The 25747-nt window shown below is 71.4% G+C and carries 25 protein-coding genes; 18 read left to right on the top strand and 7 right to left on the bottom strand.

All coding sequences use genetic code 11. The features are described from left to right. Positions 1 to 59 precede the first annotated feature (59 nt). Together MKK69_RS28515 and MKK69_RS28510 are read right to left on the bottom strand one after the other, a co-directional pair. Positions 60 to 431 carry a DUF2934 domain-containing protein gene (locus MKK69_RS28515; RefSeq protein WP_243973530.1) on the bottom strand — a complete coding sequence of 124 codons (372 nt, stop codon included), beginning with the start codon at positions 429 to 431 and terminating at the stop codon, positions 60 to 62. Positions 432 to 657: 226 nt separating this feature from the next. Continuing rightward, positions 658 to 1161, bottom strand: a complete 504-nt coding sequence (locus MKK69_RS28510) for an atp-dependent helicase (RefSeq protein ID WP_243973529.1) — start codon at positions 1159 to 1161, stop codon at positions 658 to 660. A gap of 177 nt (positions 1162 to 1338) precedes the next feature. Here MKK69_RS28510 and MKK69_RS28505 point away from each other — a divergent pair, with 177 nt between their 5' ends. The 4 genes from MKK69_RS28505 (at position 1339) to MKK69_RS28490 (ending at position 4190) form a co-directional block, all read left to right on the top strand. Next, positions 1339 to 1905, top strand: coding sequence for a NifU family protein (locus MKK69_RS28505; protein WP_243973528.1), 567 nt, complete (start codon positions 1339 to 1341; stop codon positions 1903 to 1905). 221 nt (positions 1906 to 2126) lie between these two features. Next, positions 2127 to 2804 (top strand): tRNA (adenosine(37)-N6)-threonylcarbamoyltransferase complex dimerization subunit type 1 TsaB, encoded by a 678-nt coding sequence (tsaB, locus tag MKK69_RS28500; protein ID WP_243973527.1) that lies wholly within the window; start codon positions 2127 to 2129, stop codon positions 2802 to 2804. Next, positions 2801 to 3316 (top strand): GNAT family N-acetyltransferase, encoded by a 516-nt coding sequence (locus MKK69_RS28495; RefSeq protein WP_243973526.1) that lies wholly within the window; start codon positions 2801 to 2803, stop codon positions 3314 to 3316. Before tsaB ends, MKK69_RS28495 begins: the two co-directional genes overlap by 4 nt. A gap of 4 nt (positions 3317 to 3320) precedes the next feature. Further along, positions 3321 to 4190, top strand: a complete 870-nt coding sequence (locus tag MKK69_RS28490; RefSeq protein ID WP_243973525.1) for a lysophospholipid acyltransferase family protein — start codon at positions 3321 to 3323, stop codon at positions 4188 to 4190. A 165-nt stretch (positions 4191 to 4355) separates the two neighbouring features. Here the strand turns inward: MKK69_RS28490 and MKK69_RS28485 are convergent, their stop codons facing one another. Then, positions 4356 to 4907 carry a hypothetical protein gene (locus MKK69_RS28485; RefSeq protein WP_243973524.1) on the bottom strand — a complete coding sequence of 184 codons (552 nt, stop codon included), beginning with the start codon at positions 4905 to 4907 and terminating at the stop codon, positions 4356 to 4358. Here MKK69_RS28485 and MKK69_RS28480 point away from each other — a divergent pair. The 9 genes from MKK69_RS28480 to MKK69_RS28440 all read left to right on the top strand — a co-directional run bounded on the left by MKK69_RS28480 (position 4906) and on the right by MKK69_RS28440 (position 14898). Next, positions 4906 to 5115 (top strand): hypothetical protein, encoded by a 210-nt coding sequence (locus MKK69_RS28480; protein ID WP_243973523.1) that lies wholly within the window; start codon positions 4906 to 4908, stop codon positions 5113 to 5115. The genes MKK69_RS28485 and MKK69_RS28480 overlap by 2 nt on opposite strands. Before the next feature lie 66 nt (positions 5116 to 5181). Then, complete coding sequence (locus MKK69_RS28475; protein WP_243973522.1) at positions 5182 to 6918, top strand: L-lactate permease; 1737 nt, start codon at positions 5182 to 5184, stop codon at positions 6916 to 6918. A gap of 157 nt (positions 6919 to 7075) precedes the next feature. After that, positions 7076 to 8413: a tRNA (N6-isopentenyl adenosine(37)-C2)-methylthiotransferase MiaB gene (gene miaB, locus MKK69_RS28470; RefSeq protein ID WP_243973521.1), complete on the top strand. Its 1338-nt coding sequence runs from the start codon at positions 7076 to 7078 to the stop codon at positions 8411 to 8413. Positions 8414 to 8415: 2 nt separating this feature from the next. After that, positions 8416 to 9540: a PhoH family protein gene (locus MKK69_RS28465; RefSeq protein ID WP_409564905.1), complete on the top strand. Its 1125-nt coding sequence runs from the start codon at positions 8416 to 8418 to the stop codon at positions 9538 to 9540. Positions 9541 to 9542: 2 nt separating this feature from the next. Continuing rightward, the gene (gene ybeY / locus MKK69_RS28460; protein ID WP_243973520.1) at positions 9543 to 10022 is read left to right on the top strand and encodes an rRNA maturation RNase YbeY; all 480 of its coding nucleotides are present in this window, start codon (positions 9543 to 9545) and stop codon (positions 10020 to 10022) included. 36 nt (positions 10023 to 10058) lie between these two features. Next, a complete protein-coding gene (locus MKK69_RS28455; RefSeq protein WP_243973519.1) occupies positions 10059 to 11198 on the top strand; it encodes a hemolysin family protein in 1140 nt (379 codons plus the stop codon). Between the two features lie 64 nt (positions 11199 to 11262). Further along, complete coding sequence (lnt, locus tag MKK69_RS28450) at positions 11263 to 12882, top strand: apolipoprotein N-acyltransferase (RefSeq protein ID WP_409564907.1); 1620 nt, start codon at positions 11263 to 11265, stop codon at positions 12880 to 12882. Next, entirely contained in the window at positions 12879 to 14123 is a 1245-nt protein-coding gene (locus tag MKK69_RS28445; RefSeq protein WP_243973518.1) for an MFS transporter, read from the top strand. Before lnt ends, MKK69_RS28445 begins: the two co-directional genes overlap by 4 nt. Positions 14124 to 14427: 304 nt before the next feature. Beyond that, positions 14428 to 14898 carry a BA14K family protein gene (locus MKK69_RS28440; protein WP_243973517.1) on the top strand — a complete coding sequence of 157 codons (471 nt, stop codon included), beginning with the start codon at positions 14428 to 14430 and terminating at the stop codon, positions 14896 to 14898. A gap of 133 nt (positions 14899 to 15031) precedes the next feature. On the opposite strand, the gene MKK69_RS28435 is transcribed toward MKK69_RS28440, so the two are convergent. Next, the gene (locus MKK69_RS28435) at positions 15032 to 16621 is read right to left on the bottom strand and encodes a catalase (protein WP_243973516.1); all 1590 of its coding nucleotides are present in this window, start codon (positions 16619 to 16621) and stop codon (positions 15032 to 15034) included. Positions 16622 to 16757: 136 nt separating this feature from the next. Here MKK69_RS28435 and MKK69_RS28430 point away from each other — a divergent pair, with 136 nt between their 5' ends. From MKK69_RS28430 to ilvA, 5 genes are all read left to right on the top strand, one after another. Next, on the top strand, positions 16758 to 17693 hold the full coding sequence (locus MKK69_RS28430; protein ID WP_243973515.1) for a LysR substrate-binding domain-containing protein: 936 nt from the start codon (positions 16758 to 16760) through the stop codon (positions 17691 to 17693). A 160-nt stretch (positions 17694 to 17853) separates the two neighbouring features. Then, positions 17854 to 19344 (top strand): argininosuccinate lyase, encoded by a 1491-nt coding sequence (locus MKK69_RS28425; RefSeq protein WP_243973514.1) that lies wholly within the window; start codon positions 17854 to 17856, stop codon positions 19342 to 19344. A 107-nt stretch (positions 19345 to 19451) separates the two neighbouring features. Next, positions 19452 to 20510, top strand: coding sequence for an AbrB family transcriptional regulator (locus tag MKK69_RS28420; protein WP_243973513.1), 1059 nt, complete (start codon positions 19452 to 19454; stop codon positions 20508 to 20510). Beyond that, complete coding sequence (locus MKK69_RS28415) at positions 20507 to 20854, top strand: diacylglycerol kinase (protein ID WP_243973512.1); 348 nt, start codon at positions 20507 to 20509, stop codon at positions 20852 to 20854. Before MKK69_RS28420 ends, MKK69_RS28415 begins: the two co-directional genes overlap by 4 nt. Next, positions 20821 to 22473, top strand: coding sequence for a threonine ammonia-lyase, biosynthetic (gene ilvA, locus MKK69_RS28410; RefSeq protein WP_279598674.1), 1653 nt, complete (start codon positions 20821 to 20823; stop codon positions 22471 to 22473). Before MKK69_RS28415 ends, ilvA begins: the two co-directional genes overlap by 34 nt. Positions 22474 to 22486: 13 nt before the next feature. Here the strand turns inward: ilvA and MKK69_RS28405 are convergent, their stop codons facing one another. The 3 genes from MKK69_RS28405 to MKK69_RS28395 all read right to left on the bottom strand — a co-directional run bounded on the left by MKK69_RS28405 (position 22487) and on the right by MKK69_RS28395 (position 25575). Further along, positions 22487 to 23164 (bottom strand): MgtC/SapB family protein, encoded by a 678-nt coding sequence (locus tag MKK69_RS28405; RefSeq protein ID WP_243973510.1) that lies wholly within the window; start codon positions 23162 to 23164, stop codon positions 22487 to 22489. A 64-nt stretch (positions 23165 to 23228) separates the two neighbouring features. Further along, entirely contained in the window at positions 23229 to 24167 is a 939-nt protein-coding gene (locus tag MKK69_RS28400; protein WP_243973509.1) for an EcsC family protein, read from the bottom strand. A 25-nt stretch (positions 24168 to 24192) separates the two neighbouring features. Beyond that, positions 24193 to 25575, bottom strand: a complete 1383-nt coding sequence (locus tag MKK69_RS28395; RefSeq protein ID WP_243973508.1) for an AmpG family muropeptide MFS transporter — start codon at positions 25573 to 25575, stop codon at positions 24193 to 24195. Positions 25576 to 25747 lie beyond the last annotated feature (172 nt).

Here is a 25747-nt window from a genome sequence, read left to right as displayed (position 1 = left end):
CCGCCCCCCGGTAGGGGAGCGGGCTTCGGACGTCAGCCTGGCGCCGGTGCGCGGGCGTGTCAGTGCATGGAGGCCGGGGCGCGGGCGGGCTTCGCCTTTGCAGCCAGGGCGGCGTTCGCCGCAGCCCTGGGGGCCCGGACGGCCTTCGGGGCCGCAGGCTTGGCAATTACTGCCTTCGGGGCAGCAGGCTTGGATGCAGCAGCCTTCGGAGCAGCGGCCTTCTGAGCGATGCCCTTGGGCGCCGCGACCTTCGCCGGCGCCTTCGCGGCGGCCTTCGGGGCCGGGACGGCTGCGCCGGCCGCCAGCGTGGCGTTGGCGCGCAGCTCGATCTCTGCGCGGAGCCAGTGCGCCGCGGCCTGACCGTGAACGCGGCCCTCGTTCTCCCAGATAAAGTAGGCGCACTCGCGCACCTGATGCTCGCTGATCTGCATGCCGTCGATCTCCTGTCCGTCCCGTGAGAGACGATGGGAGGGCGTGGTTAAAGGGCCGTTAATCCTGCCCTCGGCGGGGCGGGCCGAGTGTCGCGCGCGAGGTCCGCGCGGCGAACGCCGTGATCGCGCGGCTGGTCTCCCCGTCGACGCCGTCGTTCCGCGATCAAGACTATCGGTGCAGCGGATCACCTGCCGGCGAAGCGGGACGCGACGGTGCGAACGCCGCCTATTCGGTCAGCCCCAGAACGCGTCGTGCCTCCGCCAGCAGAACGGCATGCCGCTCCGCCCCGGATCCCGCGTCCGGTGCTTCGCGGCTGGCCTGATCGATGAGGCCTCGGAAGCGGCGACGGTCCAGGCCCCAGGCGCGCAGGCTGGCGAGGACCGCTCCGAGCACGGTCCGGACGGCATCCGCACGCGCTTCGGCCCGGGCGACGGCCTCCAGGGACGTGGCTGCCGCCCGTGCCGCGTCAAGCTGGCGCGCCAGGTCGGCCTCCCGGGCCCAGGCGTCCGCGCGCTCCGCGGTCCGGGCGACCTCCCCGGACCGCGCGACGTCGAGCTCGGCCGCGGCGCGCTGTCCGGCCTGCCAAGCCTGGTCGTACTGGTGCGTACGCAGGGCGAGCAGGACCTTGAGGGATGCCGCTTCGGCCTGGGCCGCCTCCAGCCTGGCCTGGGTCTCGCGCAGGTCCTTGAGCAGATCCTGCACGGACGTCTCATCCCCGGTCACGGTCACCGCCGGCTCCTCTGCGCCCCGAATCGGCACCTCACTCTCGCGCGCCGGGCGGAATGTCCACTCTCCAGACCCTCGGTCCAGGTTGAGAAAATCCGGTCGCCGGTCCACATGGAACGCAGCGCCCTGAGGGCGCCTGTCCCGGCCGGCCTTGAACCGGCGCAGCGGAGTGAGTCCACCATGTTCATCCAGACCGAAGCCACGCCGAACCCGGCGACCCTGAAGTTCCTCCCCGGGCGCGTGGTCCTGTCCGAATCGACCTTCGAGGCCCGGGACGCCGAGGCCGCCACCCGCTCGCCCCTCGCGGCGGCTCTGTTCGCGGTTCCGGGCGTGTCCGGCGTCTATTTCGGACACGATTTCATCTCCGTCACCAAGGCCGAGGACGGCTCCGATTGGGCGCAGGTCAAGCCCGCGGTGCTCGGCGCGATCATGGAGCATTTCCAGTCCGGCGCGCCCGTGATGGCCGAGGGCGGCCACGACGAGGCCGAGGCGGGCGACGAGTTCTACGATGAGGCCGACCACGACACCGTGGTGACCATCAAGGACCTGCTCGAGACCCGCGTGCGGCCGGCCGTGGCCGGCGACGGCGGCGACATCACCTTCCGCGGCTACAAGGAAGGCGTGGTCTACCTTGAGATGAAGGGTGCCTGCTCGGGCTGCCCGTCCTCGACCGCGACGCTGCGGCACGGTGTGCAGAACCTCTTCAAGCACTTCCTCCCGGAGGTGCGCGAGGTCCAGGCGATCTGAGGCCCATCCGGGCCTTCGCGCCGTCCAGCTCCGGGATCGCCGGCCTCCGGGCCGGCGGTGGTCCGGGACCGGCGCAAGCCGGCAACACTCCGCGGGCGATGCGCGCGACCGGCCCGCCCCGGCGCTGACGGAGCGGCGGATTTGCTCTATCGCTGGCGGCTCTTCGTGCCGTCCACGGCCGGAGGGAGCGACGGCGGCCCGGACCGGCCGCGGGAGTGAGCGTGCGTATTCTTGCCATCGACACAGCGCTGGATACCTGCGCCGCCTGCGTCGCGGACGAGGATGCCGAAGCGCCCCTCTCGGCCGAGTCGCTCCCGATGGCGCGTGGCCATGCCGAATCGCTGCTGCCGCTGATCGAGCGGGTCATTGCCCGGGTGGAGGGCGGTTTCGCGGCGCTCGACCGCATCGCCGTGACGGTCGGGCCCGGCAGCTATACCGGCCTGCGCGTCGGCCTCTCGGCGGCCCGCGCCATCGGGCTGGCCACCGGCAAGCCCGTGGTCGGCGTCGGGACCCTGTCGGCGCTGCTCACCTCCCTGCTGGCCGATACCGTCGAGGGGTCGATCGCGGCGGCGATCGATGCCCGGCACGGCGCGATCTACATCCACGCCCTGGGTCCCGGCGACGGCATAGCCCCGGCGCATCTCAGCATCGAAACAGCCGCCGAGCGACTGGTGGGCCGCGGGCCCGTGGCGATCGCCGGTTCGGGCGCGCCGCTGCTGGCGGCGGCGCTGACGGCGCGCGGCGTGCGCGCGCAGGTCGCCGGCGTCTCGGGACCGGACATCGCCTCGGTGGCATCCCTCGGCTTCCTGGCGAATCCGGTCCAGGCCTTGCCCCGTCCGATGTACCTGCGCGGCCCCGATGCGCGGCCCCAGGACCATGCGCGGATCGCCCGGCGATGACGCGTCCCCTGCCCTTCTGGCCGTTCGACTGGTGGTTCGCGTGGTGGGACGCGCTGACCCCCGAGCCCTATGTCGCGCCGCTCGCCGACGCCGCGCAGGCCCCGGCCCTCGCTCGCCTGCACGCCACCGCCTTCGCGCGCCCCTGGGAGGCCCACGAATTCGAGCGGATGCTTTGCGAGCGCTCGACGCAGGCGCACGGCCTGTGGCGGGCGGGGGCACTCCAGGGCTTCGTGCTCTCGCGCCGGGCGGCCGACGAGGCCGAGATCCTGACGGTCGTGCTGTCGCCCGCACTCCGCGGCGGCGGCCACAGCCGGCGGCTCCTGCGCGAGCACCTGTCGAGCCTCGCGCTGGCGGGGGCCGCCCGGGTGCATCTTGAGGTGGACGAGGGCAACGCGCCGGCGCTGCGCCTCTATGCCCGTCACGGGTTCCGCCAGGTGGGGGCGCGCACGGGCTACTACCTCAAGGCCGACGGCAGCCGGGCGACCGCGCTGACGATGAGCGCCGATCTGTGACGCCGTGAGCCGGTTCGGCGTCGCGTATCGGGTCGCGGCCCTGGCCCTCGCCCTCGCGATCCTGGCGCCGTCGCATTGGATCGCGCTGCGGTTGCTCGGCCGCCGGGCTACCCTGGCGCCGCTCCTGTTCCACCGCGTCTTCCTGCGCCTGTTCGGGGTGCGCGTCACGCAGACCGGCATGCCGCCCGCCCCCGGCGAGGCGGCTCTCATCCTCGCCAATCACGTCTCCTGGCTCGACATCATCGTGATCGGCGCCCTCCGCCCGCTCTCCTTCGTGGCGAAGTCGGAGATCGCCGGCTGGCCGGTGATCGGGATCTTGGCCGGGCTGCAGCGCACGATCTTCATCGACCGGCAACGGCGCGGGGCGACCGCCTCGGTCAGCGCCGCGATGGGGCATCGTCTGGCCGAGGGTGAGCTCGTCGTTCTGTTCGCGGAAGGCACAACCGGCGACGGCACCCGGCTCCTGCCGTTCCGCTCGTCGCTGGTCGGTGCCGCCCGCACGGCGCTGCAGGGGGAGGCCGAGCGCGGCCGCGTCCGCCTCCAGCCCCTGGCCATCGCCTATCTCCGGCGCAACGGCCTGCCGGTGGTGCGTTCCGAGCGCGCCGAGATCGCCTGGTACGGCGACATGGACTTGGCCCCGCACCTCGCCGCCTTCATGCAGGGCGGCCCGATCGACGTGCACGTGACCTGGTGTGCACCGATCGCTTTCGAGGCGGGCACCGACCGGAAGGCCGTCACGGCGGCCGCGGAGGCCGAGGTCCGAGCCGCCCTGCGGGGCGTCGTCGCCGGGCGTGAGGACGGCGGCGCTTCGGCGGCAGCGCGGCTGGTACCGCTCGAGGTCGGCCTCCGCGAGCGGGAGGTCGCGGCCGTCTGACCGACGGGCCGTCTCCGTGCGGGCCGACCGATCCACGGATCGGAATTTGACTCATCGCCGGCTGTCAGGAGCGACGATTCCCGCGGAGGCGTGACGGGGGGAGTGTCCCGGTCGCGCGCGCCACCGAACCGGCCTGCTCCCCGGCAGCGATCGCCCGGACCGCCCTCACGACCGCTGTGGGCGCGGCATCGCCAGTTCGATGCCGCTGGCGTCCTTACCGGCTTCGCAATGCGGGGGGCCGAGGCGGACGACGCCATGCGGCGCGGACCAGACCGCGTGCGTCGGGTCCCGCCCCTCATCGAAATAGCACGCCTTCACGCGCGATCCGTCCGGCGTGATGTAGACCGCCCATTGATGCGGGCCGCAGCCATGCGTCTCGCAACCGGTGACGATCACGTAGTCTCCGATCCTTGAGATCGACGGGTCATTCTGGGGCGCCTTCCGTCCCTGTATCCACGCCCGGGCGACCGGATCCGCGACGGCCGCGCGGGTTGCATCCAGGAACTTCGGATGGTGCAGGATGTCGATGCCCCCGATTTTGTCCGAGCCCCTCTTGCCGGCATACAGGGTCAAATCGTCAGTCTGCGTTCTGCGGCTCTCAGTGGCCGACGTATCGCTATTGGCAAGCAATATTGCAGCACAAGACAATAATAGTGCCATGTTGAATAGAAATAACAGCGATTTTTTGCCAGAAAATATCATGCCGATGGCGTCCATGTTCGAGGACCGACGGCATTTTGTCTACGGCGATCGGGATGACGGGCGGATGAATGCTTTCGACGCACAACCGTCCGGCCCGGTCGATTCCGTGTCTCTTCGCGGCCCGCAGGATCGACAAGGTCTCGATCGCCGCCGCGAGACCTGGATCCGTTTCTGCGTACATTTCGGCGGAAATCGCGGAGAATACATGATTCATCTCCGTTGAGCGCTCCGAAGCGCTCTGCTAGCTAGGCCGGAACCCGTATCAGTCGGGACCATGGGAGGACGCCCGTTGCAAACCTGGAATCAGGTTTACGATCCGTTCGGGAGCGCCTGGCTCTCGACGATCGCCGCCTCAGTGCCGGTCATCGCACTGCTCGCCATGATCGCCAGCGGGCGTGTGAAGGCCCATCTCGCGGCCGTCATCGCCCTCGGCCTCGCCATGCTGGTGGCCATCGTCGGCTTCGGCATGCCCACGGGGCTCGCCACCCGGGCGGCGATCCTCGGGATGGTCACCGGCTTCTTCCCGATCGGCTGGATCATCCTCAACGTCATCTTCCTCTACCGGCTCACGGTGGAGAAGGGTTGGTTCTCCGTGCTTCAGCAATCGGTGGCGGGCATCACCGCCGACCGGCGGTTGCAGCTGCTCCTGGTGGCCTTCGCGTTCGGCGCCTTCTTCGAGGGCGCGGGCGGGTTCGGCACCCCGGTCGCCGTCACCGGCGCGATCCTGATCGGCCTCGGCTTCTCGCCGCTGGCCGCCTCGGGCCTGTCGCTGATCGCCAACACCGCCCCCGTCGCCTTCGGGGCGCTCGGCGCGCCGATCCAGGGTCTTGCCTCGGTCACCGGCTACGCGCCGGAGATCCTCGGCGCGATGATCGGCCGGCAGCTGCCGCTGTTCTCGCTGATCGTCCCGTTCTGGCTGATCTGGGTGTTCGCCGGCTTCCGCGGCATGATCCGGGTGTGGCCGCCGATCCTGGTCTGCGGCGCCTCCTTCGCGGTGGCGCAGTTCCTGATCTCGAACTACGTGAACCCCTGGATTGTCGATATCGGGGCATCGCTCGCCTCGATGCTCGCCCTGGTGCTGTTCCTGAAGGTCTGGCAGCCCCGGGAGATCTGGACGTCGCCGGCCCTGCGCGGGCACGACCCGTCGCTCGCCGTGGCGGGCCCGCGCCCGGTGGCGGTCGGCGCCGGCGTTCCGGGGGTGCCCCCGGTCCATACCGGCGCGCGCACCGCCTCGCAGGGCGAGATCCTGATGGCCTGGCTGCCGTGGATCATCCTCTCGATCATCGTGGCGATCTGGGGGACCGGCTGGTTCAAGGGCATCGTGAATCCGCTCTTCACGTGGAAGTACGAGGTGCCGGGCCTGCACAACATGATCATGAAGGTGCCGCCGGTGGTGCCGAAGCCGGCACCCGAGGGCGCGGTCTTCCTGTTCACCTACATGTCCTTCACCGGGACGGGGGTGCTCATCGCGGCGCTGATCTCCGGATTGATCATGCGGTTCTCGCCGCTGCGCCTCGTGACCGCCTATCTCGAGACGATCTGGGCGCTGCGGTACTCGCTGATCACCATCGCGGCGATGCTCGCGCTCGGCGTTCTCACCCGCTACGCGGGCGTCGACGCCACGCTCGGCCTCGCCTTCGCGGGAACCGGCATCCTCTACCCGTTCTTCGGGACGCTGCTGGGCTGGCTCGGCGTGGCGCTGACCGGATCCGATACGGCTTCGAACGTCCTGTTCGGCAGCCTGCAGCGGATCACCTCCGAGCAGCTCGGCCTGCCCGGCGTGCTGATGGCGGCGGCGAACTCGTCGGGCGGCGTGATGGGCAAGATGATCGACGCCCAGTCGATCGTCGTCGCCTCCACGGCCACCGGCTATTTCGGCCAGGAGGGCAAGATCCTGCGCTTCGTGTTCTGGCACTCGGTGGCGCTCGCCTGCCTGGTCGGCTGCTTCGTGATGCTGCAGGCCTACGTGCCGTTCTTCCAGCACATGGTCATCGACCTGCCCGCGGCGGCGCCGGCCGCCCACTGAGGCCGATCCCTCCGCTGCACCCAATGGCCGGCCGCCCTCGGGCGGCCGGTCGCGTTTCGGGTGTCGCGACGGCCCGCGCGATCCGTGCTACAGGCCGCAGGCCGGACCCCGCGGGGCCGGCGCAGGGATCACGTGGACGGGTTCGGGACGGCGCGCGTTGAAGAAGGCCTACGTCAAATCCTACGGGTGCCAGATGAACGCCTACGACGCGGCCCGCATGGCCGACGTCCTGGGGGCCGAGGGCTACGCGCCGACCGATTCGGTCGAGGAGGCCGACGTCGTCGTCCTCAACACCTGTCACATCCGCGAGAAGGCCGCCGAGAAGGTCTATTCCGAACTCGGCCGCCTGCGCGTCCTGAAGGGTGAGCGCAAGGCGCAGGGGCTCGACACCCGCATCGTGGTGGCCGGCTGCGTCGCCCAGGCCGAGGGCGCCGAGATCCAGGCCCGCCAACCGGCCGTCGACGTGGTGGTCGGCCCGCAGAGCTATCACCGTCTGCCGGACCTGCTGGCCCGCTCCCGGGAGCGGCGCGTGGTCGATACCGAGTTCCCCATCGACGACAAGTTCGATCACCTGCCCCGGCGCCGGACCGTTGGGGCGTCGGCCTTCCTCACCGTTCAGGAGGGCTGCGACAAGTTCTGCGCCTTCTGCGTGGTGCCCTACACCCGCGGCGCCGAGGTCTCGCGGCCGGTGGCGGCGGTGCTGGCCGAGGCCGAGCGGCTGGCCGAAGGCGGCGTCCGCGAGGTCACGCTGATCGGTCAGAACGTCAACGCCTATCACGGCGCCGGCGCCGACGGCGCGCCGGTGGGCCTCGCCGAGCTGGTCCGGGCGGTGGCACGGATCCCGGGCATCGTCCGGATCCGCTACACCACGAGCCACCCGAACGATTTCGACGACGCGCTGATCCAGGCCCATGCCGAGGTTCCGGCCCTGATGCCCTACCTGCACCTGCCGGTGCAGTCGGGCGCGGACCGGATCCTCGCCGCCATGAACCGCAAGCATACCGGCGACCAGTACCGGCGCCTGATCGAACGCGTCCGCGCGGTGCGGCCCGACATCGCCCTCTCCTCGGACTTCATCGTCGGCTTCCCCGGCGAGACCGACGCGGATTTCGCCGAGACCCTGCGGCTCGTGCGCGAGATCGGCTTCGAGAGCGCGTACTCGTTCAAGTACAGCCCCCGCCCCGGGACCCCGGCGGCCGAGCGGGGCGATCAGGTGCCCGAACCCGTCATGGCGGCGCGGCTGGCCGAACTCCAGGCGCTCCTCGACGGCCAGCGCTATGCCTACCAGCGGGCCGCGGCGGGCCGGGTCTTCGACGTCCTGGTGGAGAAGCCCGGCCGGCATCCGGGTCAGGTGGCGGGCAAGACGCCGCACCTGCTCGCCGTCCAGTTCGACGCCGCGGCCCACCATATCGGGACGGTGGTTCCGGTTCGGATCACCGAGGCGGGCACCAACAGCCTGTTCGGACAGCTGATCTCCGCGGCCGCGGCCGCCTGAGGATGGACGAGGATGACGGCTTGAGCGCTTCGGACGGGGCGGGCGCGCGGGGCGCTCTACGGGGACGCGGTCCAGCGACGCGGCCGTCGGGTTCGGACGAGCCCGTCGAGGTGCAACTGACCTTCGACGACAACCGCCTCGCGAGCCTCGTCTTCGGTCAATACGATCAGAACGTGGCTCATCTCGAGCGGCGGCTCGACGTCACCGCGACGGCGCTGGGCAATCATCTCGTGATCAAGGGCTCTCCGGCGGCGACGGAGACCGCTCGCCGGGTGTTTCAGAAGCTCTATGCGCGGGTACGCACCGGCGGCAGCACGCTGACCTTGGGGGATGTGGACGGCGCCATCCGCGAGGCCTCCGCGCAGGCGACCCTGTTCCCGGCCGAGGCGATCACGGCTGAAGCGGACAAGCCGCATTTCGAGCAGATCGCAACCCGCAAGCGCGGCGCCGTGCGGGCGCGCAACCCGGCTCAGGACGCCTACATCAAGCTCCTGCGCACCAACGAGCTGGTCTTCGCTGAGGGGCCGGCCGGGACCGGCAAGACCTGGCTGGCCGTCGGCCACGCGGTGTCGCTGCTGGAGCAGGGCCATGCCGAGCGGCTGATCCTGTCGCGCCCGGCGGTGGAGGCCGGCGAGCGCCTGGGCTTCCTGCCCGGCGACATGCGCGAGAAGGTCGATCCGTATCTGCGCCCGATCTACGACGCCCTCTACGACTTCATGGAGGCGCGCCACGTCGACCGCGGCTTGCAGACCGGTACGATCGAGATCGCGCCGCTGGCCTTCATGCGCGGTCGGACCCTGACCAACGCCGTGGTGCTCCTCGACGAGGCGCAGAACACCACCTCCATGCAGATGAAGATGTTCCTCACCCGCCTCGGCGAGGGATCGCGCATGATCATCACCGGCGATCCGAGCCAGATCGACCTGCCGCCGGGGCAGAAGTCGGGCCTGGTGGAGGCGGTGAAGGTGCTGGACGGAGTCGAGGGAATCGGGCGGGTGACGTTCAAGGACGTCGATGTGGTGCGCCACGACCTCGTGCGCCGGATCGTCACCGCCTACGAGCGCGCCGCCCACGGGGTGGACGAGGCCGACCGCAACCCGAACCCCCGGCGCCGGCCGCTGGCGTGAGCATGCCGAACGAAATCGACCTCGCCGTCGAGGATGCGCGCTGGGAAGTCGCCGTCCCCGACCTCGAATCGCTTGTCACCCGCGCCGTCGAGGCCGGGCTCGCCGTCGCCCCCGGGAGGCCGGACGGCCCGGTCGAAGTCAGCGTCCTGCTGACGGACGACGCCGCCGTGCGGGAGCTCAACCGGACCTGGCGCGGCAAGGACAAGCCCACCAATGTCCTGTCCTTCCCGGCAGCCCCGCAACCGCTTCATGCCGGGTCCGCGCGTCCGCTCGGCGATGTGGTCCTTGCGTACGAGACCCTGGTGCGCGAAAGTGCGGAGCAGTCGAAGCCGCTCCAGAATCATCTCGCCCACCTCCTCGTCCATGGCACCCTGCATTGTCTCGGTCAGGACCACGAGACCGGCGAGGCCGAGGCCGATGCCATGGAGGCCGTCGAGGTCGCGGCGCTCGCGACCCTCGGCATCCCGGACCCCTACGCCTGAGCGCGCGACGCCCGAACGACCCCAGACCCGAGAGACATGAGCAACGATCGAAGTCGCGGCGCGGCCCTGGCCGCGCCCAGTTCCACCGAGGGTGAATCCCAGAACCGGGAGCCCTGGTACGACCGCCTGCTTCAGGCGCTCCACCTCAAGCCGCGCGATTCGCTGCGCGAGGGGCTCGAGGAAGCGCTGGCGGAGCCGGATGCCGGCGAGAGCGGCCTCACTCCGCTCGAGCGCATCATGCTCAAGAACGTCCTCGGCCTGCACAAGGTGCGCGTCGACGACGTGATGGTCCCCCGGGCCGATATCATGGCGGTCTCCAACGAGACGAGCCTCGGCGACCTGCTCAAGCTGTTCCGCACGGCCGGGCATTCGCGCCTGCCGGTCTACGGCGAGACCCTCGACGACCCCCGCGGCATGGTCCACATCCGCGACCTCGTGGACCACATCGCCGCGAAGGCCGAGCCGTCCCGGCGCAGCGTCGCGGCGGCGGCGAAGCCCCCGGCGCCGGTCGTCGAGGTCGAGGCCGGCGAGCCCCCGCCCCCACCCCCGCGGATCCGCCGGCCGGTCCCCCGGGTCCCGCGCGGCCTCGACCTCGGCAAGGTCGATCTGACGACCACCCTGGCGGCCGCGCGCATCCAGCGGCCGGTGCTGTTCGTCCCCCCCTCCATGCCGGCGATCGACCTGCTGGTCCGGATGCAGGCCACGCGCACCCACATGGCGCTGGTCATCGACGAGTATGGCGGCACCGACGGGCTGATCTCCATCGAGGACCTGATCGAGGTGGTGGTCGGCGACATCGAGGACGAGCACGACGTCGCGGAGGACAAGCATGTCCAGCGCGTCGACGGCGAGGGCGAGGTCTTCGTGGCCGATGCCCGAACGCCCCTGGCGGAGGTCTCCGAGGCGACCGGCGTGGATCTGGTGGCGGCGGTCGGCGAGATGGCCGAGGAGATCGACACCCTGGGCGGCATGATCGTGACGCTGGCCGGACGGGTCCCCTCCCGCGGAGAGCTGATCGCCGGCCCCGGCGACCTCGAATTCGAGGTGCTGGATGCCGATCCGCGGCGCCTGAAGCGGCTGCGCTTCCACAAGGGCGCCACCCGGATCGGAAATGTCGTTCCCCTTGCCCTGCCCCCGCCCTCCAGCCCGCCGGCCCCCGAGACGTCGCACCCGTGACGGTCCAGGCGTGACGCGCACGGCGGCGGGGTCCGCCCGGGTCGCACCGGCATCGGGCACCGAACTGAACGTCCCGGCGCCCGGATTCGTCCGGGCGATCAGGCGCCTGACCGGCTGGCGCCGCCTCGGGCTGGCTTGGCTCGTGGGCGCCGTCGCGGCTTTGGCGATGCCGCCCTTCGGTATGCTTCCGGCGCTCGCCGTGTCCCTGTCGGCGGCAACGTGGCTTCTGGACGGGGCCGCTTCCGACCGGACCACCCTGCGACGGTTCTGGCCCTGCTTCCTGATCGGCTGGGCCTGGGGCTTCGGTTATCTCACCGCCGGCCTGTGGTGGCTGGGCCAGGCCTTCCTGGTGGAGGCCGACGCGTTCCTGTGGGCGCTGCCGCTCGGCGTCATCGGCCTGCCCTTCGGGCTCGGCCTGTTCTATGGGGCCGGCTTCGGCGCCGCCGGCCTGATGTGGCGCCGCGGGCCGGGGCGGATCGCCGCCCTCGCCTTCGGGATCGGGGCCGCGGAATGGCTGCGCGGCCACCTGTTCACCGGCTTCCCGTGGAACACGCTGGGCATGGCGCTCGCCCAGAACCTCTGGCTGATGCAATGGGGCGCCGCGATCGGCCTCTATGGCCTCACCGTGCTGGCGGTGCTGATCTGCGCGGCCCCGGCGACGCTGGCCACCGGTACCCGCCCGCGCAGCCGCTTCGGTCCGAGCGCCGCGGCCGCGATCGTCCTGATCGGCATGGCCCTCTACGGCGCCGTCCGTCTCGGGCCGCCCGATCCGGTGGTGGCGGGCGTCCGGCTGCGCCTCGTTCAGCCGAACCTGCCGCAGGATGCCAAGTTCAGGCCCGAGAACCGTACCGATATCGTCGACCGTTACATCGAGCTGAGCCAGCGCCCGGCGGAGGCCGGCGAGCCGGAGCCGACCCACATCGTCTGGCCCGAATCCGCCTTCCCGTTCCTGATCCAGCGCGATCCCGACGCCCTGGCGAAGGTGGCGGCCGGCCTCAAGCCGGGGCAACACCTGATCACCGGCGCGGCCCGGGCCGAGGAGCCGCTGCCCGGCGAGCGCCTGCGCTACTTCAACGCTGTCCTGGTGATCGGTCCCGACGGGACGATCTCCGACAGCTACGACAAGGTTCATCTCGTCCCGTTCGGCGAGTACCTGCCCGCACCCCTCGACGCCGCGTTGCGGGCGCTGGGCCTGCGCCAGTTCGTGGCGATCCCGGGCGGCTTCTCGGCGGGGGCGCGCGCGGCCCAGCGGATCCTGGCGGTCCCGGGTCTGCCGCCGGTGGTGGCCACGATCTGCTACGAGGCGATCTTCCCCGGCGCCATCCTGCCGGCGGGCCACGTCGCGCCGTCGGATCGGCCGCCCGGGCTGATCCTGAACGTCACCAACGACGCGTGGTTCGGCGACACCCCTGGCCCGCGCCAGCATTTGGCGCAGGCGCGCCTGCGCGCCGTCGAGGAGGGGCTGCCCATGGTCCGGGACGCCAATACCGGGATCTCCGCGGTGATCGATCCGCATGGCCGGATCGTCGCCCGCACGCCGCTCGACCAGGAGACCTGGCTCGATGCCGACCTGCCCGCCCGCATCGTCGGCGGCACCCTGTACGGCCGTTTCGGCGACGCCGCCTTCGCGCTGATGCTCGCCGCCTGTCTCGGCGGGGCCCTGCGCGCGGGACGCCGGACATGAGCGCGGACCCCGCCGCCCCCCGCCGGGTCCTGCTCGCCCTGGCGCTGATGCTGGTCGCGTTCAACCTGCGGCCGGCCCTGAGTTCGGTCGGTCCCCTGCTGGCGACCATCCGGGACGGGACCGGCCTCGGCGCCGGCGGGGCCGCGATCCTCACGACCCTGCCGGTCCTGTGCCTCGGCATCGCCTGCGCCCTGGCCGCCCCGCTGATCCGCCGGATCGGACCCGATCTGGCCGTGCTTCTAGGGTCCACCATCCTGGCGGCCGGCCTGGCGCTGCGCGGCCTCGGCGGCCTCGTCCCGCTCTTCGCCGGGACGGCGCTCGCCGCCATCGGCATCGGGCTCGACAACGTCCTGTTGCCCGCCCTGGTGAAGCGCGATTTCGCCGCCAGCGGCGGTCTGATGACCGGGCTCTACACCATGACGCTCTGCCTCGGCGCCGCCGCCGGGGCCGGCGCGTCGGTGCCGGTCGAGCATGCCCTCGGGGGCGGATGGCCGTCGGCCCTGGCGGTCTGGGCGCTGCCGGCGCTGGTTTCCGCCTTCCTCTGGATCCCGTTCGCCCGCCGGACCCATGCGAGCGCGGCGCCCTCGGCCGGGCGGCTGCTGCGCAACCCCCTGGCCTGGTGGGTGACGGGCTTCATGGGCCTGCAATCGTCGCTCGCCTACATCCTGTTCGGCTGGCTGCCGCTGCTGCTCCAGGGACGGGGCCTGTCACCGCTGGAGGCCGGCCTCTATGCGTCGCTCACCACGCTGGTCCAGGCGCCCGGCGCCCTGCTGACGGCGATGCTGGCCGCCCGCGCCCGCGACCAGCGGGGGTGGATCGTCGCGATCGCAGGACTGACCGCGGCCGCCTTCCTGGCCCTGGCCTTCGGGTCGGCTTCCCTGCGGATCCCGGCTGCCTGCGCGCTCGGCTTCGGCATCGGCGGCTGTTTCGGCCTCGGGCTCACGCTGATCGTGCTCCGCGCGGCGGATGCCGCGAGCGCCGCGGGCCTGTCGGCCATGGCGCAGGGCATCGGTTACGCTGGCGCCTGCCTCGGCCCGCTGGCGTTCGGCCTCGCCCACGAGGCCACGGGGGGCTGGGCGGTGCCCGGTACCCTGTTCGTGGGCATCGCGACCGCCGCGATCCTGTTCGGCCTCGCCGCCGGCCGCGACCGCAAGGTCAGCGCCGTAGCGCCGGATCCGCGCGGACCTGCCGCTGAGCCGCTGGGCGCGTTCCAGACGTCAGGCCCGGCGAGCGGGTCCTGATCGTCGGGCACCCTGACGGCCCTGCTCGTGGCGCGATCCGAGGGGCGAGCTCCCGCTCCCGGACATGCCATGGCGGTGCAGCATTCCGAGAGACGCTGAGCCGCCTCGCAATACTCAGCGCATTGGTGCCACGGCAGGCCGCCAACCATGCGGTGCCGGTGCCGTCGAGAGGTGAGACACCCAGCGTGCCCCTCAGCGACGCGTAATAACGCCCTTGACGAGAGTTCCCCGCGGCATTCGATTACTCCGAGTATTTCGCGCCGTCCGCCGGTCGGCGTGACTGGTCTGGCATCGGAGGATCGGAATGACGGGCATCGACACGGCGAGGATCGCACGGATATCTGCGGCGCTGGTCGCGCTGGCTCTGATGACGGCCAAGGCGGAGGCGCGCGGGTTCCACGGCGGCATGATCGGGCCCCGGGTCGGCGCCTGGGGTCGGCCGGTTGGGCCAATCCGCCCCGGCTTCGCCTTCCGGCCCCACGTCTCTCATCCGTGGCGTCATGGCCCCTGGGGCTACGTGTACGGGCTTGGAGGCTTGGGCCTGGGCCTCGGCTACGGCGGCCTGTTCGGCGGGTACGGCTATCCCTGGTACGACGATGTCTACGTCTACAGGCCGCCCATCGACCGTCGTCCGGTCGAGGTGATCGTCGAGACCGAAGAACCCGCGCCGGATGAGCCTGCCGCAATTGCGGCCTGCGCGCACCGGTTCAAGACCTACGATCCGGCGAGCCGGACCTATGTCGGCAAGGGCTACGTGCGCCGCCACTGCCCTTGAATGGGCCTCGCGCATCGACTCGAGACTTCTGGCGACCGCCCCTCGCGATGACGCCCGGTCCAAGGAAAAGGCCCCGCGGATTTGCATCCGCGGGGCCTCTCATCTGTCGGCCGAGTGAGGCGCGGACAAAAACCTACTCCGCGGCAACCCGGTGGGCCTGAGAGCCGTCCGTGTAGGTCTCGGCCTGCAGACGCTTGCCCGGGGCAGCGCGGCCCGGCAGCGGCGGCAGGGCCTTGGCCTTCTCCAGATCGATGCCCGCGCCCTCGGCCACGCGACGGCCGTAATCCGCGTCGGCGTGCCAGAAGTGCCAGACCATCCGCAGCTGGATCGGCTCCGGGCACTGCTTCATGTCACCGACCAGGTTGGCAATCAGGTCGTCCCGCTCCCAATCCTGGAACGAGCGGTAGCGGACGCCGGCCTGGGTGTAGTCGTCCTCGGTGCGCGAGGTCTGGTAGCGGCCGAGATTGCCCTCCACCGGCTGGTGGTAGTCCCGGGCCGGCTTCGGGGCCTCGCGCAGGCCCTCGGCGAGCGTCGAGGGCTCGTAGTTGATGTGCTTGTTCGGACCGGTCCCGTCGACCGAATAGGTCATCTGGCCGTCCCGCTGGTTCGAATAGACCTTCACACCGGGCTGCGGCGCGTTGATCGGCAGTTGCAGGTAGTTGGCGCCGACCCGGTAGCGCTGGGTGTCCGAGTAGGACAGCGTCCGGCCCTGCAGCATCTTGTCGTCCGAGAAGTCGACACCGTCGACCAGGACGCCGGTGCCGAAGGCCGACTGCTCGACCTCGGCGAAGAAGTTGTCCGGCACCCGGTCCAGCACCATGCGGCCGCACGGCAGAAGCGGGAACTGGTCCACCGGCCACAGCTTCGTATCGTCCAGCGGATCGAACGAGAGATGGTCGTTCGGGCCGTCCGGCATGATCTGCACGGCGAATTCCCACTCGGGGAAATTGCCGGCCTTGATGTTGTCGTAGAGGTCGCGGGTCGCGTGGCCCACGTCCTTGCCCTGGATCTCGGCGGCCTGGGCCGAGGTCAGGTTGCGGACGCCCTGCTTCGGGATCCAGTGGAACTTGCAGAGCACGGCCTCGCCCTGGTCGTTGACCAGCTTGTAGGTGTTGACGCCCGAGCCTTCCATCTCACGGTAATTGGCCGGGATGCCCCAGGGCGACTTCAGATGCGTCACCATGTGGATCGACTCGGGGTGCTGGGACACGAAGTCGAAGAAGCGCCACGCCTCCTGGCGGTTGGTCACCGGGTCCGGCTTGAACGCGTGGATCATGTCGGGGAACTTGATCGCGTCGCGGATGAAGAACACCTTGAGGTTGTTGCCAACCAGGTCCCAATTGCCGTCGACGGTCTTGAACTTCACCGCGAATCCGCGCGGGTCGCGCTCGGTCTCGGGGCTCTCCTTGGCGCCGGCCACGGTCGAGAAGCGCACGAACATCGGCGTCTTCACGCCGGTCTCGGTCAGCACGCGGGCGCGGGTGTACTTGGAGGCCGGCTCGTTGCCGATCTTGCCGTAGGCCTCGAAATAGCCGTGGGCGCCGGCGCCGCGGGCATGAACGACGCGCTCCGGGATCCGCTCGCGATCGAAATGGGTGATCTTCTCGATGAACTGGTAGTTCTCAAGGGTCGCCGGGCCGCGCTCACCGACCGTGCGGGTGCTCTGGTTGTCGCGGACCGGATGGCCCTGGCGGGTGGTCAGGATCGGGCGTTGATCGCTCATGCGCAGCATCTCTCCATGGGGCGAAGGCTCGCTCATGTGCGCGAAGCCAACCTGGAAGTGTTCTGGTGAAACGTTATGACCCCGGCATGACCCGGAGGCAAATGCATCGTTGCAAAGAGCGTGATAGGCGCAGTCTATGAATCTCGCCGGCCTCTCGCTCCGCGATCTCGAATATGTCGTGGCCGTCGCCGACGAGGGGCATTTCGGCCGGGCGGCCGAGCGCTGCAATGTCAGCCAGCCGACCCTCAGCGTGCAGGTCCGCAAGCTGGAAACCGCCCTCGGCCTGACCTTGTTCGAGCGCTCGAACCGGCGGGTCCTGCTCACCGAGGCCGGTCAGGCGATCGTCCGGCAGGCGCGGGTCGTGCTGGCGGAGGCGCAGCGCCTGCTGGCGCTCGCCAGCGAGGGGCGCGGCTCCCCGCTGACGGGACGTCTGGTGCTGGCGGCGATCCAGACGCTGGGTCCGTACTTCTTCCCGCTGGTGCTGCGGCCGCTACGCGAGCAGTACCCGTCGCTGATGCTCTCGCTGTCGGAGACGCGCACCGCCGAGATCGTGGATGGCCTGCGCGATGGCCGCATCGACGCGGCCCTGGTCTCCCTGCCGCTGCCTTTGCACGGGCTCGCCGTCTCGCCGCTCTTCGTGGAGCCGTTCTGGCTCGCCTGTCCGGCCGAGCACGCCCTGGCCCGGGGCGGCGCGCTCTCGGCGACCGAGATCGCCGGGCCGGACCTGCTGCTGCTCGACGAGGGCAATTGCCTGCGCGACCAGGCGATCGCGGCCTGCGGCGCCGGCTCGTCGGTCGGGCGGCACGCCACGAGCCTGGAGACCCTGCGCTCGATGGTGGCGGCCGGTGCGGGATACACGTTGCTTCCGGCCCTCGCGGTGCCCGCCGGCCCCGATCCGACCGGGCTGACGGTCACCCGGGCCTTCGACGTCGATGGGCCGGGGCGGACCATCGCGCTGGTCTGGCGGGCGAGCGACCCGCGCGCCGTGGGGCTCACGAACCTCGCCGCCTTTTTCCGGGCCCACGCGCCGCCCGGCACCGCCGCCTGCCGCGACGGGGAACCGGTGGTCTGACGGCGCGTCGAAGCCCCGCGCGGGTCGTCAAGGCCCGCCCGGACCGACCGTTCGGACCCGGCGCCCGACGCACCGAATCCGTGGGCCTTGACCGCGGGATGCGGGCGGGGATGGGATAGGTGGATCGTCCGAGATCTCGGCGAGGGGCGGGAACGGGTCGATGCGGCGCACGGCACTCTGGGCGGTTCTCGCGATGGTGGCCCCCGCGGCGGCCCGGGCCGAGCCCGAGGACAGCTTCGCCCGCGTCGACGCGATCAACCGCGCCTCCCTGGTGATGACTGTCGAGACCGGCATCGTCCCGCGCGCCCTCGGAGCCCGTATCGCGCGGGCCCTCGATCAGGTCGCCGCGGAGGCCGCCAAGCCCGGCGCCGACCGGCCGGACGATTATCTCCGGATCGAGCCCCTGATCGTGGCCAAGGCCGGTCCGGACGCCACGCGCCTGCATTCCGGCCGCAGCCGCCAGGACATCATCCCGACGGTGCTCAAGCTCGAACAGCGCGACCGCCTCCTCGCCCTCGCCGAGGCCTTGGACGAAACGCGGGCCGCCCTGCTGACACGGGCCGAGGGCGAGGCCGACACGATCGTCCCCGCCTACACCAACGGGGTCCAGGCCCAGCCGACGACGCTGGGCCACTACCTGTTGGGCTACGCGGAGGTGCTCGCCCGCGATGCGGATCGACTGCACGAGGCCTGGGGCCGCCTGAACCTGTCGCCCCTCGGCGCCGCGGCTCTCGGGACGTCGAGCTTTCCGGTGGACCGTGCGCGCCTGGCGGCGCTCCTCGGCTTCGACGCGCCCGTGGAGAACAGCTACGACGCGGGCCAGCTCGCCCCGTTGGATATGGGCCTGGAGTTGACGGCGCTCGCCGCGAACCTCGCCACCACCGCGGGCAGCTTCGCGCAGGATCTCTACGCGCAGTATCACCAGACCCGGCCGTGGATCCTGCTGCGGGAGGGGGCGCTGACCGGCCCGAGCAGCATCATGCCGCAGAAGCGCAATCCCGTGGCGCTCTACGCCCTGCGGATGAAGGCCAGCGACGTCGTGGGCGCCGCGCAGGCTTTCGCGGTCATGGCCCACAACGTCGATTCCGGCATGCCGGACTACAAGCGCAACCAGGCCGAACCGCCGGGCCGGACCCTCGCCGAGGCCGCCACGATGTGCCGGCGCTGGACCAGCGTCCTCGACGGTCTCGTCGTCGACCGCGCGCGGGCTGCCGACGAGGTCGCGGCCGATTACGCGACCACCACCGAACTCGCCGACACGCTCCAGCGCGAGGCCGACGTGCCGTTCCGCCTCGGCCACCATTTCGCGTCAGAGCTCGTGAGCTACGGGCGCAGCCACGACCTGCGCCCGGCCGATCTGCCCTTCCCGGAGGTCCGACGGATCTACGCCGAGGCGGCCGCCGGGACGGGGTTGAAGCCGGACCTGCCCCTGGACGAGGCCCGTTTCAGGGCGTCGCTGTCGGCCCGGGGCATGATCGATGCGGCGAAGGGGCTCGGCGGCCCGCAGCCCGCGGAGGTCCGGCGCATGCTCTCCGGTGCCCGGGCGCGCCTGGAGGCCGATCGCGACTGGCTCGCCGGACACCGTGCGGGCCTCGCTTCCGCCCGGGGGAAACGCGACGCGGCCTTCTCTGACTTGGCCCGGGAGCCCTGATCTCGGCGCGGGGCCACCGTGCCAAAACGTCGCCGTAAGAGGGCCAATATTGCGCTATAGCGCGCCTCACGCCCGACGTTCCGCGCGGGTAGCCTCCGTCGGTCGCCTTGCCCTCCTTCCGCACCCTCGGCCTCTGGGCCGCCCTCGCTGCCGCCTCCGCGGCCATCTCGTTCGGCCTGATGTCCGCGCAGTTCCCGGCTGCGCTGCTGCTCGGGCCGATGATCGGGGCGATCGCCTTCGGAGTCGGCGGATCCGGGCTGCACGTGCCGCGCTCCGCCTTCCAGGCCGCGCAGGCGATGATCGGTTGCCTCGTGGCGCATGCGGTGACCGGGCAGATCGCCCAGACCCTGCTGGAGGACGGCCCGCTCATCGTCGCCGTCGTGCTGGTGACGGTGGCGGTCAGCGGCGTCGTCGGCTGGGTCCTGACCCGCCTGCGCGTGCTGCCCGGCACCACGGCCGCCTGGGGCTCGTCGCCGGGTGGCGCCTCCGCGATGGTGGCGATGGCGGAGGATTTCGGCGCGGACCCGCGCCTGGTGGCCTTCATGCAATATGTCCGCGTGGCGGCGGTGGTGTTCTCGGCCTCCCTCGCCGCCCGCTTCCTGATGGAGACGCCGGTCCCGGGGGCTTCGGCGGGGGCCGGCGAGGTGACCGGGCCGCTCTCGCTCCTGGCGACGCTGGCGGTCGCCGTGGTGGGCGCCGGCGCGGCCCTGGCTCTCCGGGTCCCGGCCGGCGCGCAGGTCGGACCGATGGTGCTCGGCAGCCTGCTCCACGCCACCGGGCTCGTCCGCATGGCGCTGCCGGTGCCGATCCTGGAACTCGCCTATGCCTGCATCGGCATCTATGTCGGCCTGCGCTTCACCCGGGAGACCCTGCGCCTGACCGTGTCGGCCCTGCCGGGCATCCTGGTGGCGACCTTCTCGGTCATCGCCCTCTGCGCCGCCTGGGGCTGGGGGCTGACCCTGCTGCTGCCGATCGACCTGCTCACCGCCGTCCTCGCCACGAGCCCCGGCGGCCTCGACTCGGTGGCGATCATCGCGGTGGGCTCGAAGGCCGATGTGTCCTTCGTCCTGGCGGTCCAGACGCTGCGCCTGTTCGTGGTGCTGCTCACCGGTCCGCTGCTCGCCAAGTGGATCAGCCGGTCCGTGCCCGAAGGCGCGGCGCGATGAACGCCCTGGTCCTCGCCTTCCTGAATTCCTGGCGCGGCCTGCGCCACGGCGCGCGCACCGAGCGGGCGGTGCGCCAGGAATTGGCGCTGCTGGCGCTGGGCGTGCCGCTCGCGCTGTTTCTCGGCGCGACCTTATGGGTGCGCGTCGCCCTGATGGTCAGCCTGCTGCTGATGCTGGCCGCCGAATTCCTCAACACCGCCGTCGAGAAGCTCTGCGATCACGTCCACCCCAGCCACCACCCGATGATCGGCACCGTGAAGGATCTCGCCTCCGCCGGCACCTTCATGGCCCAGGCGGCGGCGCTGCTGGTCTGGGTGGCGGCACTCGTGGAGCGGCTGGGCTGATCTGCCCCGCCGGCCGGGCGCTCGCATCCCTGGCCGGGAGGGTCTATCTGGCGGGCACCTTCAATCGCACCCGCTCGAGACCCCGCACCGTGACGGACTACATCCGCAAGATCCTCACCGCCCGCGTCTATGACGTGGCGATCGAGAGCCCGCTCGATCCGATGCCGCGGATGACAAAGCGGCTCGGCCGGCCGGTGCTGCTGAAGCGCGAGGATCTGCAGCCGGTGTTCTCGTTCAAGCTGCGCGGCGCCTACAACAAGATGTCGGCCCTCAGCGCGGACCAGATCGCCCGCGGCGTGGTCTGCGCCTCCGCGGGCAACCACGCTCAGGGCGTGGCCCTGGCCGCCGCCAAGCTCGGCGCCCGGGCGGTGATCGTGATGCCGCGCACCACCCCGTCGATCAAGGTCGATGCCTGCCGGGCGCGCGGGGCCGAGGTCGTGCTGCACGGCGACGCCTTCGACGAGGCGCTCGCCGAGGCGAAGATCCGCGAGGCCGAGGAGGGCCTGACCTTCCTGCACCCGTTCGACGATCCCGACGTGATCGCCGGCCAGGGCACGATCGGCAAGGAGATCCTGGAGCAACATACCGGCCCGATCGAGGCGATCTTCGTGCCCGTGGGCGGCGGCGGGCTCGCCGCCGGCATCGCCACCTTCGTAAAGTACCTGCGGCCCGGCACCAAGGTGATCGGTGTCGAGCCGGAGGATGCCGCCTGCATGGCCGCGGCGCTGGCGGCCAACACCCGGGTCAGCCTCCCCTCGGTCGGCCTGTTCGCCGATGGCGTCGCCGTGCGCCAGGCCGGCGAGGAGACGTTCCGGCTCTGCCGGGAGCACCTCGACGAGGTCATCACCGTCGACACGGACGCCATGTGCGCCGCCGTCAAGGACATCTTCGACGATACCCGCGCGGTGTCGGAACCCTCCGGCGCGCTGAGCGTCGCGGGCGCCAAGGTTTACGCCGAGCGCGAGGGCGGCACCGGCACGCTGATCGCCATCTCGTCGGGGGCGAACCTCAATTTCGACCGCCTGCGCCACATCGCCGAGCGGGCCGAGATCGGCGAGCAGCGGGAGGTCCTGATCGGCGTGACCATCCCGGAGCGGCCCGGCGCCTACCGGGCCTTCATCAACGCCCTCGGGCCGCGGGCGATCACCGAGTTCAACTACCGCCACGCCCCGGGCGCCGAGGCGCAGATCTTCGTGGGCATCAACGTCGCCGGCGGCAGGCGCGAGAAGCAGGCGCTGCTCGCCGCCCTGCACGAGGCCGGCTACCGGGCCCTCGACATGAGCGACAACGAGATGGCCAAGGTCCATGTCCGCTACATGGTCGGCGGGCGGGCCGTGGGCGTGGCGCACGAGCGCCTGTTCCGATTCCAGTTCCCGGAGCGGCCGGGCGCGCTGATGAAGTTCCTGGACGCGCTGGGTCCGGACTTCGACATCACGCTGTTCCACTACCGCAACCACGGGGCGGATTACGGCCGCGTGCTCGCCGGCATCGCGGTCCCGCCGGCCGAGCGGGCCAGGTTCGATGCCGTGATCGAGGCCCTGGGCTTCCCGGCCACCGACGAGACCGAGAACCCGGCCTATCGGCTGTTCCTCGACGGCGAAAGTCCCGGTGCGGCTTGACGGCGGAGGCGGATCACGCCTCCGCCTCCTCCACCGTGACGACGTCCGGCAGCGCCCGCAGCTTGGCGGCGATCGCCGCGACGCTCGTCCGGGACAGCCGCACGAAGGTGATGGCGACCTCGTCGTAGTCCGGGTCGGCGCTCGGCCGGACCGTGAAGGTCCGCACCCGTGAGGCGCGCTCGCCGGTCGCCGCCTGGAGGGTGTCGATCGACAGTGCGTCCTTCCGCACGGTGAGCCGCAGGGTCTGCGTGCGCATCCGCGCGCGCCAACGCTCCTCGAAGGGTTTCACGCCCGCTAGGATGCCGACGACGAGCGCAGTCGTCGTCAGCGCCGGCACGTAGAGCCCGCTGCCCACGGCCAGGCCGATCGCCGCGACGCCCCAAAGGCTCGCCGCCGTCGTCAGCCCCTTCACCACCTCGCCGCGCAGCAGGATCGTGCCCGCACCCAGGAAGCCGATGCCCGACACCACCTGCGCGGCGATCCGCGAGGGATCGAGGACGACATGGTCCGCGCCGAGCACGTCGCCGAAGCCGTAGGCCGAGACGATCATGATCAGGCAGGACCCGACGCAGACCAGCATGTGCGTGCGCAGGCCCGCCGCCCAGAGCAAGCGCTCGCGCTCCAGCCCGATCACGCTGCCGGACAGCGCCGCCAGCGCCAGCCGCGCCACCATCTCCCCGTTGCCGATCAATGCCGCCTCCGCTCCGCCGCTCCGCAGGGAAGCGGCCTATCCTGGAGGATGGAGCGCCGGCCGATCAAGCGGTGCCGAGGGCGGCCTTCTCGACCTCGTAGGCGGCCCGGATGGCCGGTTCCCCATAGGTCCGTTCCAGGCGCCGGACCGTGAAATGGGCGTGCGCCGTCGCCTGGAAGTGGTTCATGAAGGCGGTGTTGACCGCCGCGCCCCCGAACGCGCCCAGGATCGGTACGGTCTGCGCGGCGACCTTCTGCGACACCACGAGGCCGAAACGTGCCGCGATCTGCGCGGTGAACCGGATCAGGGCCGGGGCAGACTGGTCGAGGAGCGTCTTGCTGCCGGCATAGCGGGCGGCCTCCGCCAGGGTCTTGGCCAGGGCGGCCCGCACGGCGAAGTAGCCGCTCTCCGTCAGGGCGGAGCCCGCCTCCGTCGCGGCCGACGTCCGGCCGCTCAGGGCGAAGACCTGAACGCAGGCGAGCGCGCCTTCGGGCGTTTCCAGATCCTCGCCCTCCTCGCGGGCGATCTCGGCGATTGAGCGCAGCATCAGCGTCGTGGAGACCGGGAGTTCGACGGCCAGGGTCGTGAGGCCGAACGCGCCTCCCACCGCTCCGGAGAGCGCCGCCAAGGCCTTGTGCTTGGCATCGCCCGAACCGAGGAGCCGCGTCATCCGGCTCGCGGCCTTCGCGGTGGCCGCACCCAGGGCATCGTCCGACGTGGGCGCCAAGGCCTTGCGCGGCAGCGTTGCCAGGGCGACCCGCAGCGCCACGCGCATCGCAGCCTCGGTGCTGCGGCTGACCGCCTCGGTCACGGGGGCGGGCAGCGAGCGGCCGATGATGTCGAGGGGGGCTCCCGCCGCCGCGGAGAGGCGCGCGGCGAGGCTCGGGCGCTCCAGTGCCGCCACCGCCCGGCGCAGGGCGGCGAGATCCGCGTCGCTCAGCACGGTCTCTCGGGTCACCGTCGGCAGGATATCGCCGGCGCGGGTGAGGTCGGTCGTGCTCATCCGTAGATCCCTGGATCTGTTCCGGTCACGCGGTGCCCGGGGCCCGCGCCGTGGAAGGAAGCTCGGCGCCCGGCATGCGGTTCCCCGCCATGTCGGCGGCCCGCGCCGCCTCGGCGGCCGGCCGGGTGCCGCGGCGCCCGACGGCGAGGCAGAGGACCAGCACCGGGATGCCGACCAGCGATGTTATCACGAAGAAGGCCGGATACCCGATCGCCGCGACCACGAAGCCCGACGCCCCCGCGATCAGCTTGCCCGGCAGGGCGTAGAGCGACGAGAACAGCGCATACTGCGTCGCCGCGTAGGCCGTGCTGGTGAGGCTCGACATGTAGGCGATCAGCACGATGCCCGCAAAGGAGCCGCAGAAATTCTCGACGGAGATCGCCACGGTCAGGCGCCAGACCTCCGGCCCGCCGGCCGACAGCCACGCGAAGGCGAGGTGCGAGGCCGCGGCCAGGAACGCGCCGAGGAGCAATGTCGGGAACAGCCCGAGTCGGGCGAGCGCCCAACCGCCGGCGAAACCGCCCGCGATCCCCACCCAGATCCCGTAGAGCTTTGTGACGGTGGCGATCTCCCGGAGATCGAAGCCCAGGGTCCGATAGAGCGGGCTCGCCATCACCCCGGACAGGAAGTCCGGCAGGCGGAAGAGGGCCACGAGCAGGAGGATGCCCCAGAGGGCGTTCCCGAAGCGAGCGTGGAGCTCGGTCAGGGGCTCCAGGATCGCGCGGCGCATCGAGTGGATTCGCGAGCCGCCTATGGTCTCCGCCGGGGCTGCGCGGGCGACGTCGAAGGCCGGCGCCAGCAGGGCCGCGACCATCCCCACCAGCATGAGCGCGGCCATGATCAGGTAGGCCAGCGTCCAGCCCCCGGCCGCGGCGATGAACAGCGCGCCCGCGCCCGCAGCGATCAGGCCGAGGCGGTAGCCGAGGTTCGAGGTCGCCGCCAGGATGCCCTGGAAGTCGCTGCCCGCCGCGTCGATGCGCCAGCCGTCGATGACCACGTCCTGGCTCGCCGCGCAGAACGCCATCAGGAAGGCCGCGAGCCCCAGCAGCGCCAGGTTCGTCTTCGGGTCGGCGAAGGCCATCAGGACGAGGCACAGGGCGACCGCCGCCTGGGTCGTGACCATCCAGGCCCGGCGGCGTCCGAGCCGGGCGCTCAGGACCGGCACGTCCAGGCGGTCGATCGCCGAGGCCCACAGGAACTTCAGCGAGTAGGGCAGTGCCACATAGCTGAACAGCCCGATGGCCCGCACGTCGATATCCGAGAAGGCGAGGCGGAGCGTGAAGGTCCCCAGCACCAGCAGCAGCGGCAGGCCGGACGAGAATCCGAGCGCGAGCATCAGCGCGATGCGCCGATCCTCGACGATGTCGCGGAGGCGGAAGCGGCGCATCGCCTGTGGTGGGTTGCCCATGGCATGGAACTCCTGAGCCCTCATGGCCTTGATCTCGCGAAATCGTGGCAACCTTGCGCCGCGGAGTGTCTCGCCGGATTGTGATGCTACCTGCCGGAGGCTTGATCGAACGCCGCTTAACGCGATGTCCACCACCGGGGGATCGCGGCGTGCAGGAGACGCCGGCGGACCC

It is taken from the genome of Methylobacterium sp. J-026 (genome assembly GCF_022829585.1).
Taxonomy (GTDB): Bacteria; Pseudomonadota; Alphaproteobacteria; order Rhizobiales; family Beijerinckiaceae; genus Methylobacterium.
Note: the sequence above shows the minus strand (reverse complement) of the source record. Positions and strands in the feature narration are given on the sequence as shown.

Bases quoted from the DNA above. Each gene is read 5' to 3' on its own strand.
- MKK69_RS28515 (WP_243973530.1), bottom strand. From the start codon at position 431: ATGCAGATCAGCGAGCATCAGGTGCGCGAGTGCGCCTACTTTATCTGG.
- MKK69_RS28505 (WP_243973528.1), top strand. From the start codon at position 1,339: ATGTTCATCCAGACCGAAGCCACGCCGAACCCGGCGACCCTGAAGTTC.
- MKK69_RS28495 (WP_243973526.1), top strand. From the start codon at position 2,801: ATGACGCGTCCCCTGCCCTTCTGGCCGTTCGACTGGTGGTTCGCGTGG.
- MKK69_RS28480 (WP_243973523.1), top strand. From the start codon at position 4,906: ATGTTCGAGGACCGACGGCATTTTGTCTACGGCGATCGGGATGACGGG.
- MKK69_RS28485 (WP_243973524.1), bottom strand. From the start codon at position 4,907: ATGGACGCCATCGGCATGATATTTTCTGGCAAAAAATCGCTGTTATTT.
- MKK69_RS28465 (WP_409564905.1), top strand. From the start codon at position 8,416: ATGGACGAGGATGACGGCTTGAGCGCTTCGGACGGGGCGGGCGCGCGG.
- ybeY (WP_243973520.1), top strand. From the start codon at position 9,543: ATGCCGAACGAAATCGACCTCGCCGTCGAGGATGCGCGCTGGGAAGTC.
- MKK69_RS28455 (WP_243973519.1), top strand. From the start codon at position 10,059: ATGAGCAACGATCGAAGTCGCGGCGCGGCCCTGGCCGCGCCCAGTTCC.
- MKK69_RS28445 (WP_243973518.1), top strand. From the start codon at position 12,879: ATGAGCGCGGACCCCGCCGCCCCCCGCCGGGTCCTGCTCGCCCTGGCG.
- MKK69_RS28440 (WP_243973517.1), top strand. From the start codon at position 14,428: ATGACGGGCATCGACACGGCGAGGATCGCACGGATATCTGCGGCGCTG.
- MKK69_RS28435 (WP_243973516.1), bottom strand. From the start codon at position 16,621: ATGAGCGATCAACGCCCGATCCTGACCACCCGCCAGGGCCATCCGGTC.
- MKK69_RS28430 (WP_243973515.1), top strand. From the start codon at position 16,758: ATGAATCTCGCCGGCCTCTCGCTCCGCGATCTCGAATATGTCGTGGCC.
- MKK69_RS28425 (WP_243973514.1), top strand. From the start codon at position 17,854: ATGCGGCGCACGGCACTCTGGGCGGTTCTCGCGATGGTGGCCCCCGCG.
- MKK69_RS28415 (WP_243973512.1), top strand. From the start codon at position 20,507: ATGAACGCCCTGGTCCTCGCCTTCCTGAATTCCTGGCGCGGCCTGCGC.
- MKK69_RS28400 (WP_243973509.1), bottom strand. From the start codon at position 24,167: ATGAGCACGACCGACCTCACCCGCGCCGGCGATATCCTGCCGACGGTG.
- MKK69_RS28395 (WP_243973508.1), bottom strand. From the start codon at position 25,575: ATGGGCAACCCACCACAGGCGATGCGCCGCTTCCGCCTCCGCGACATC.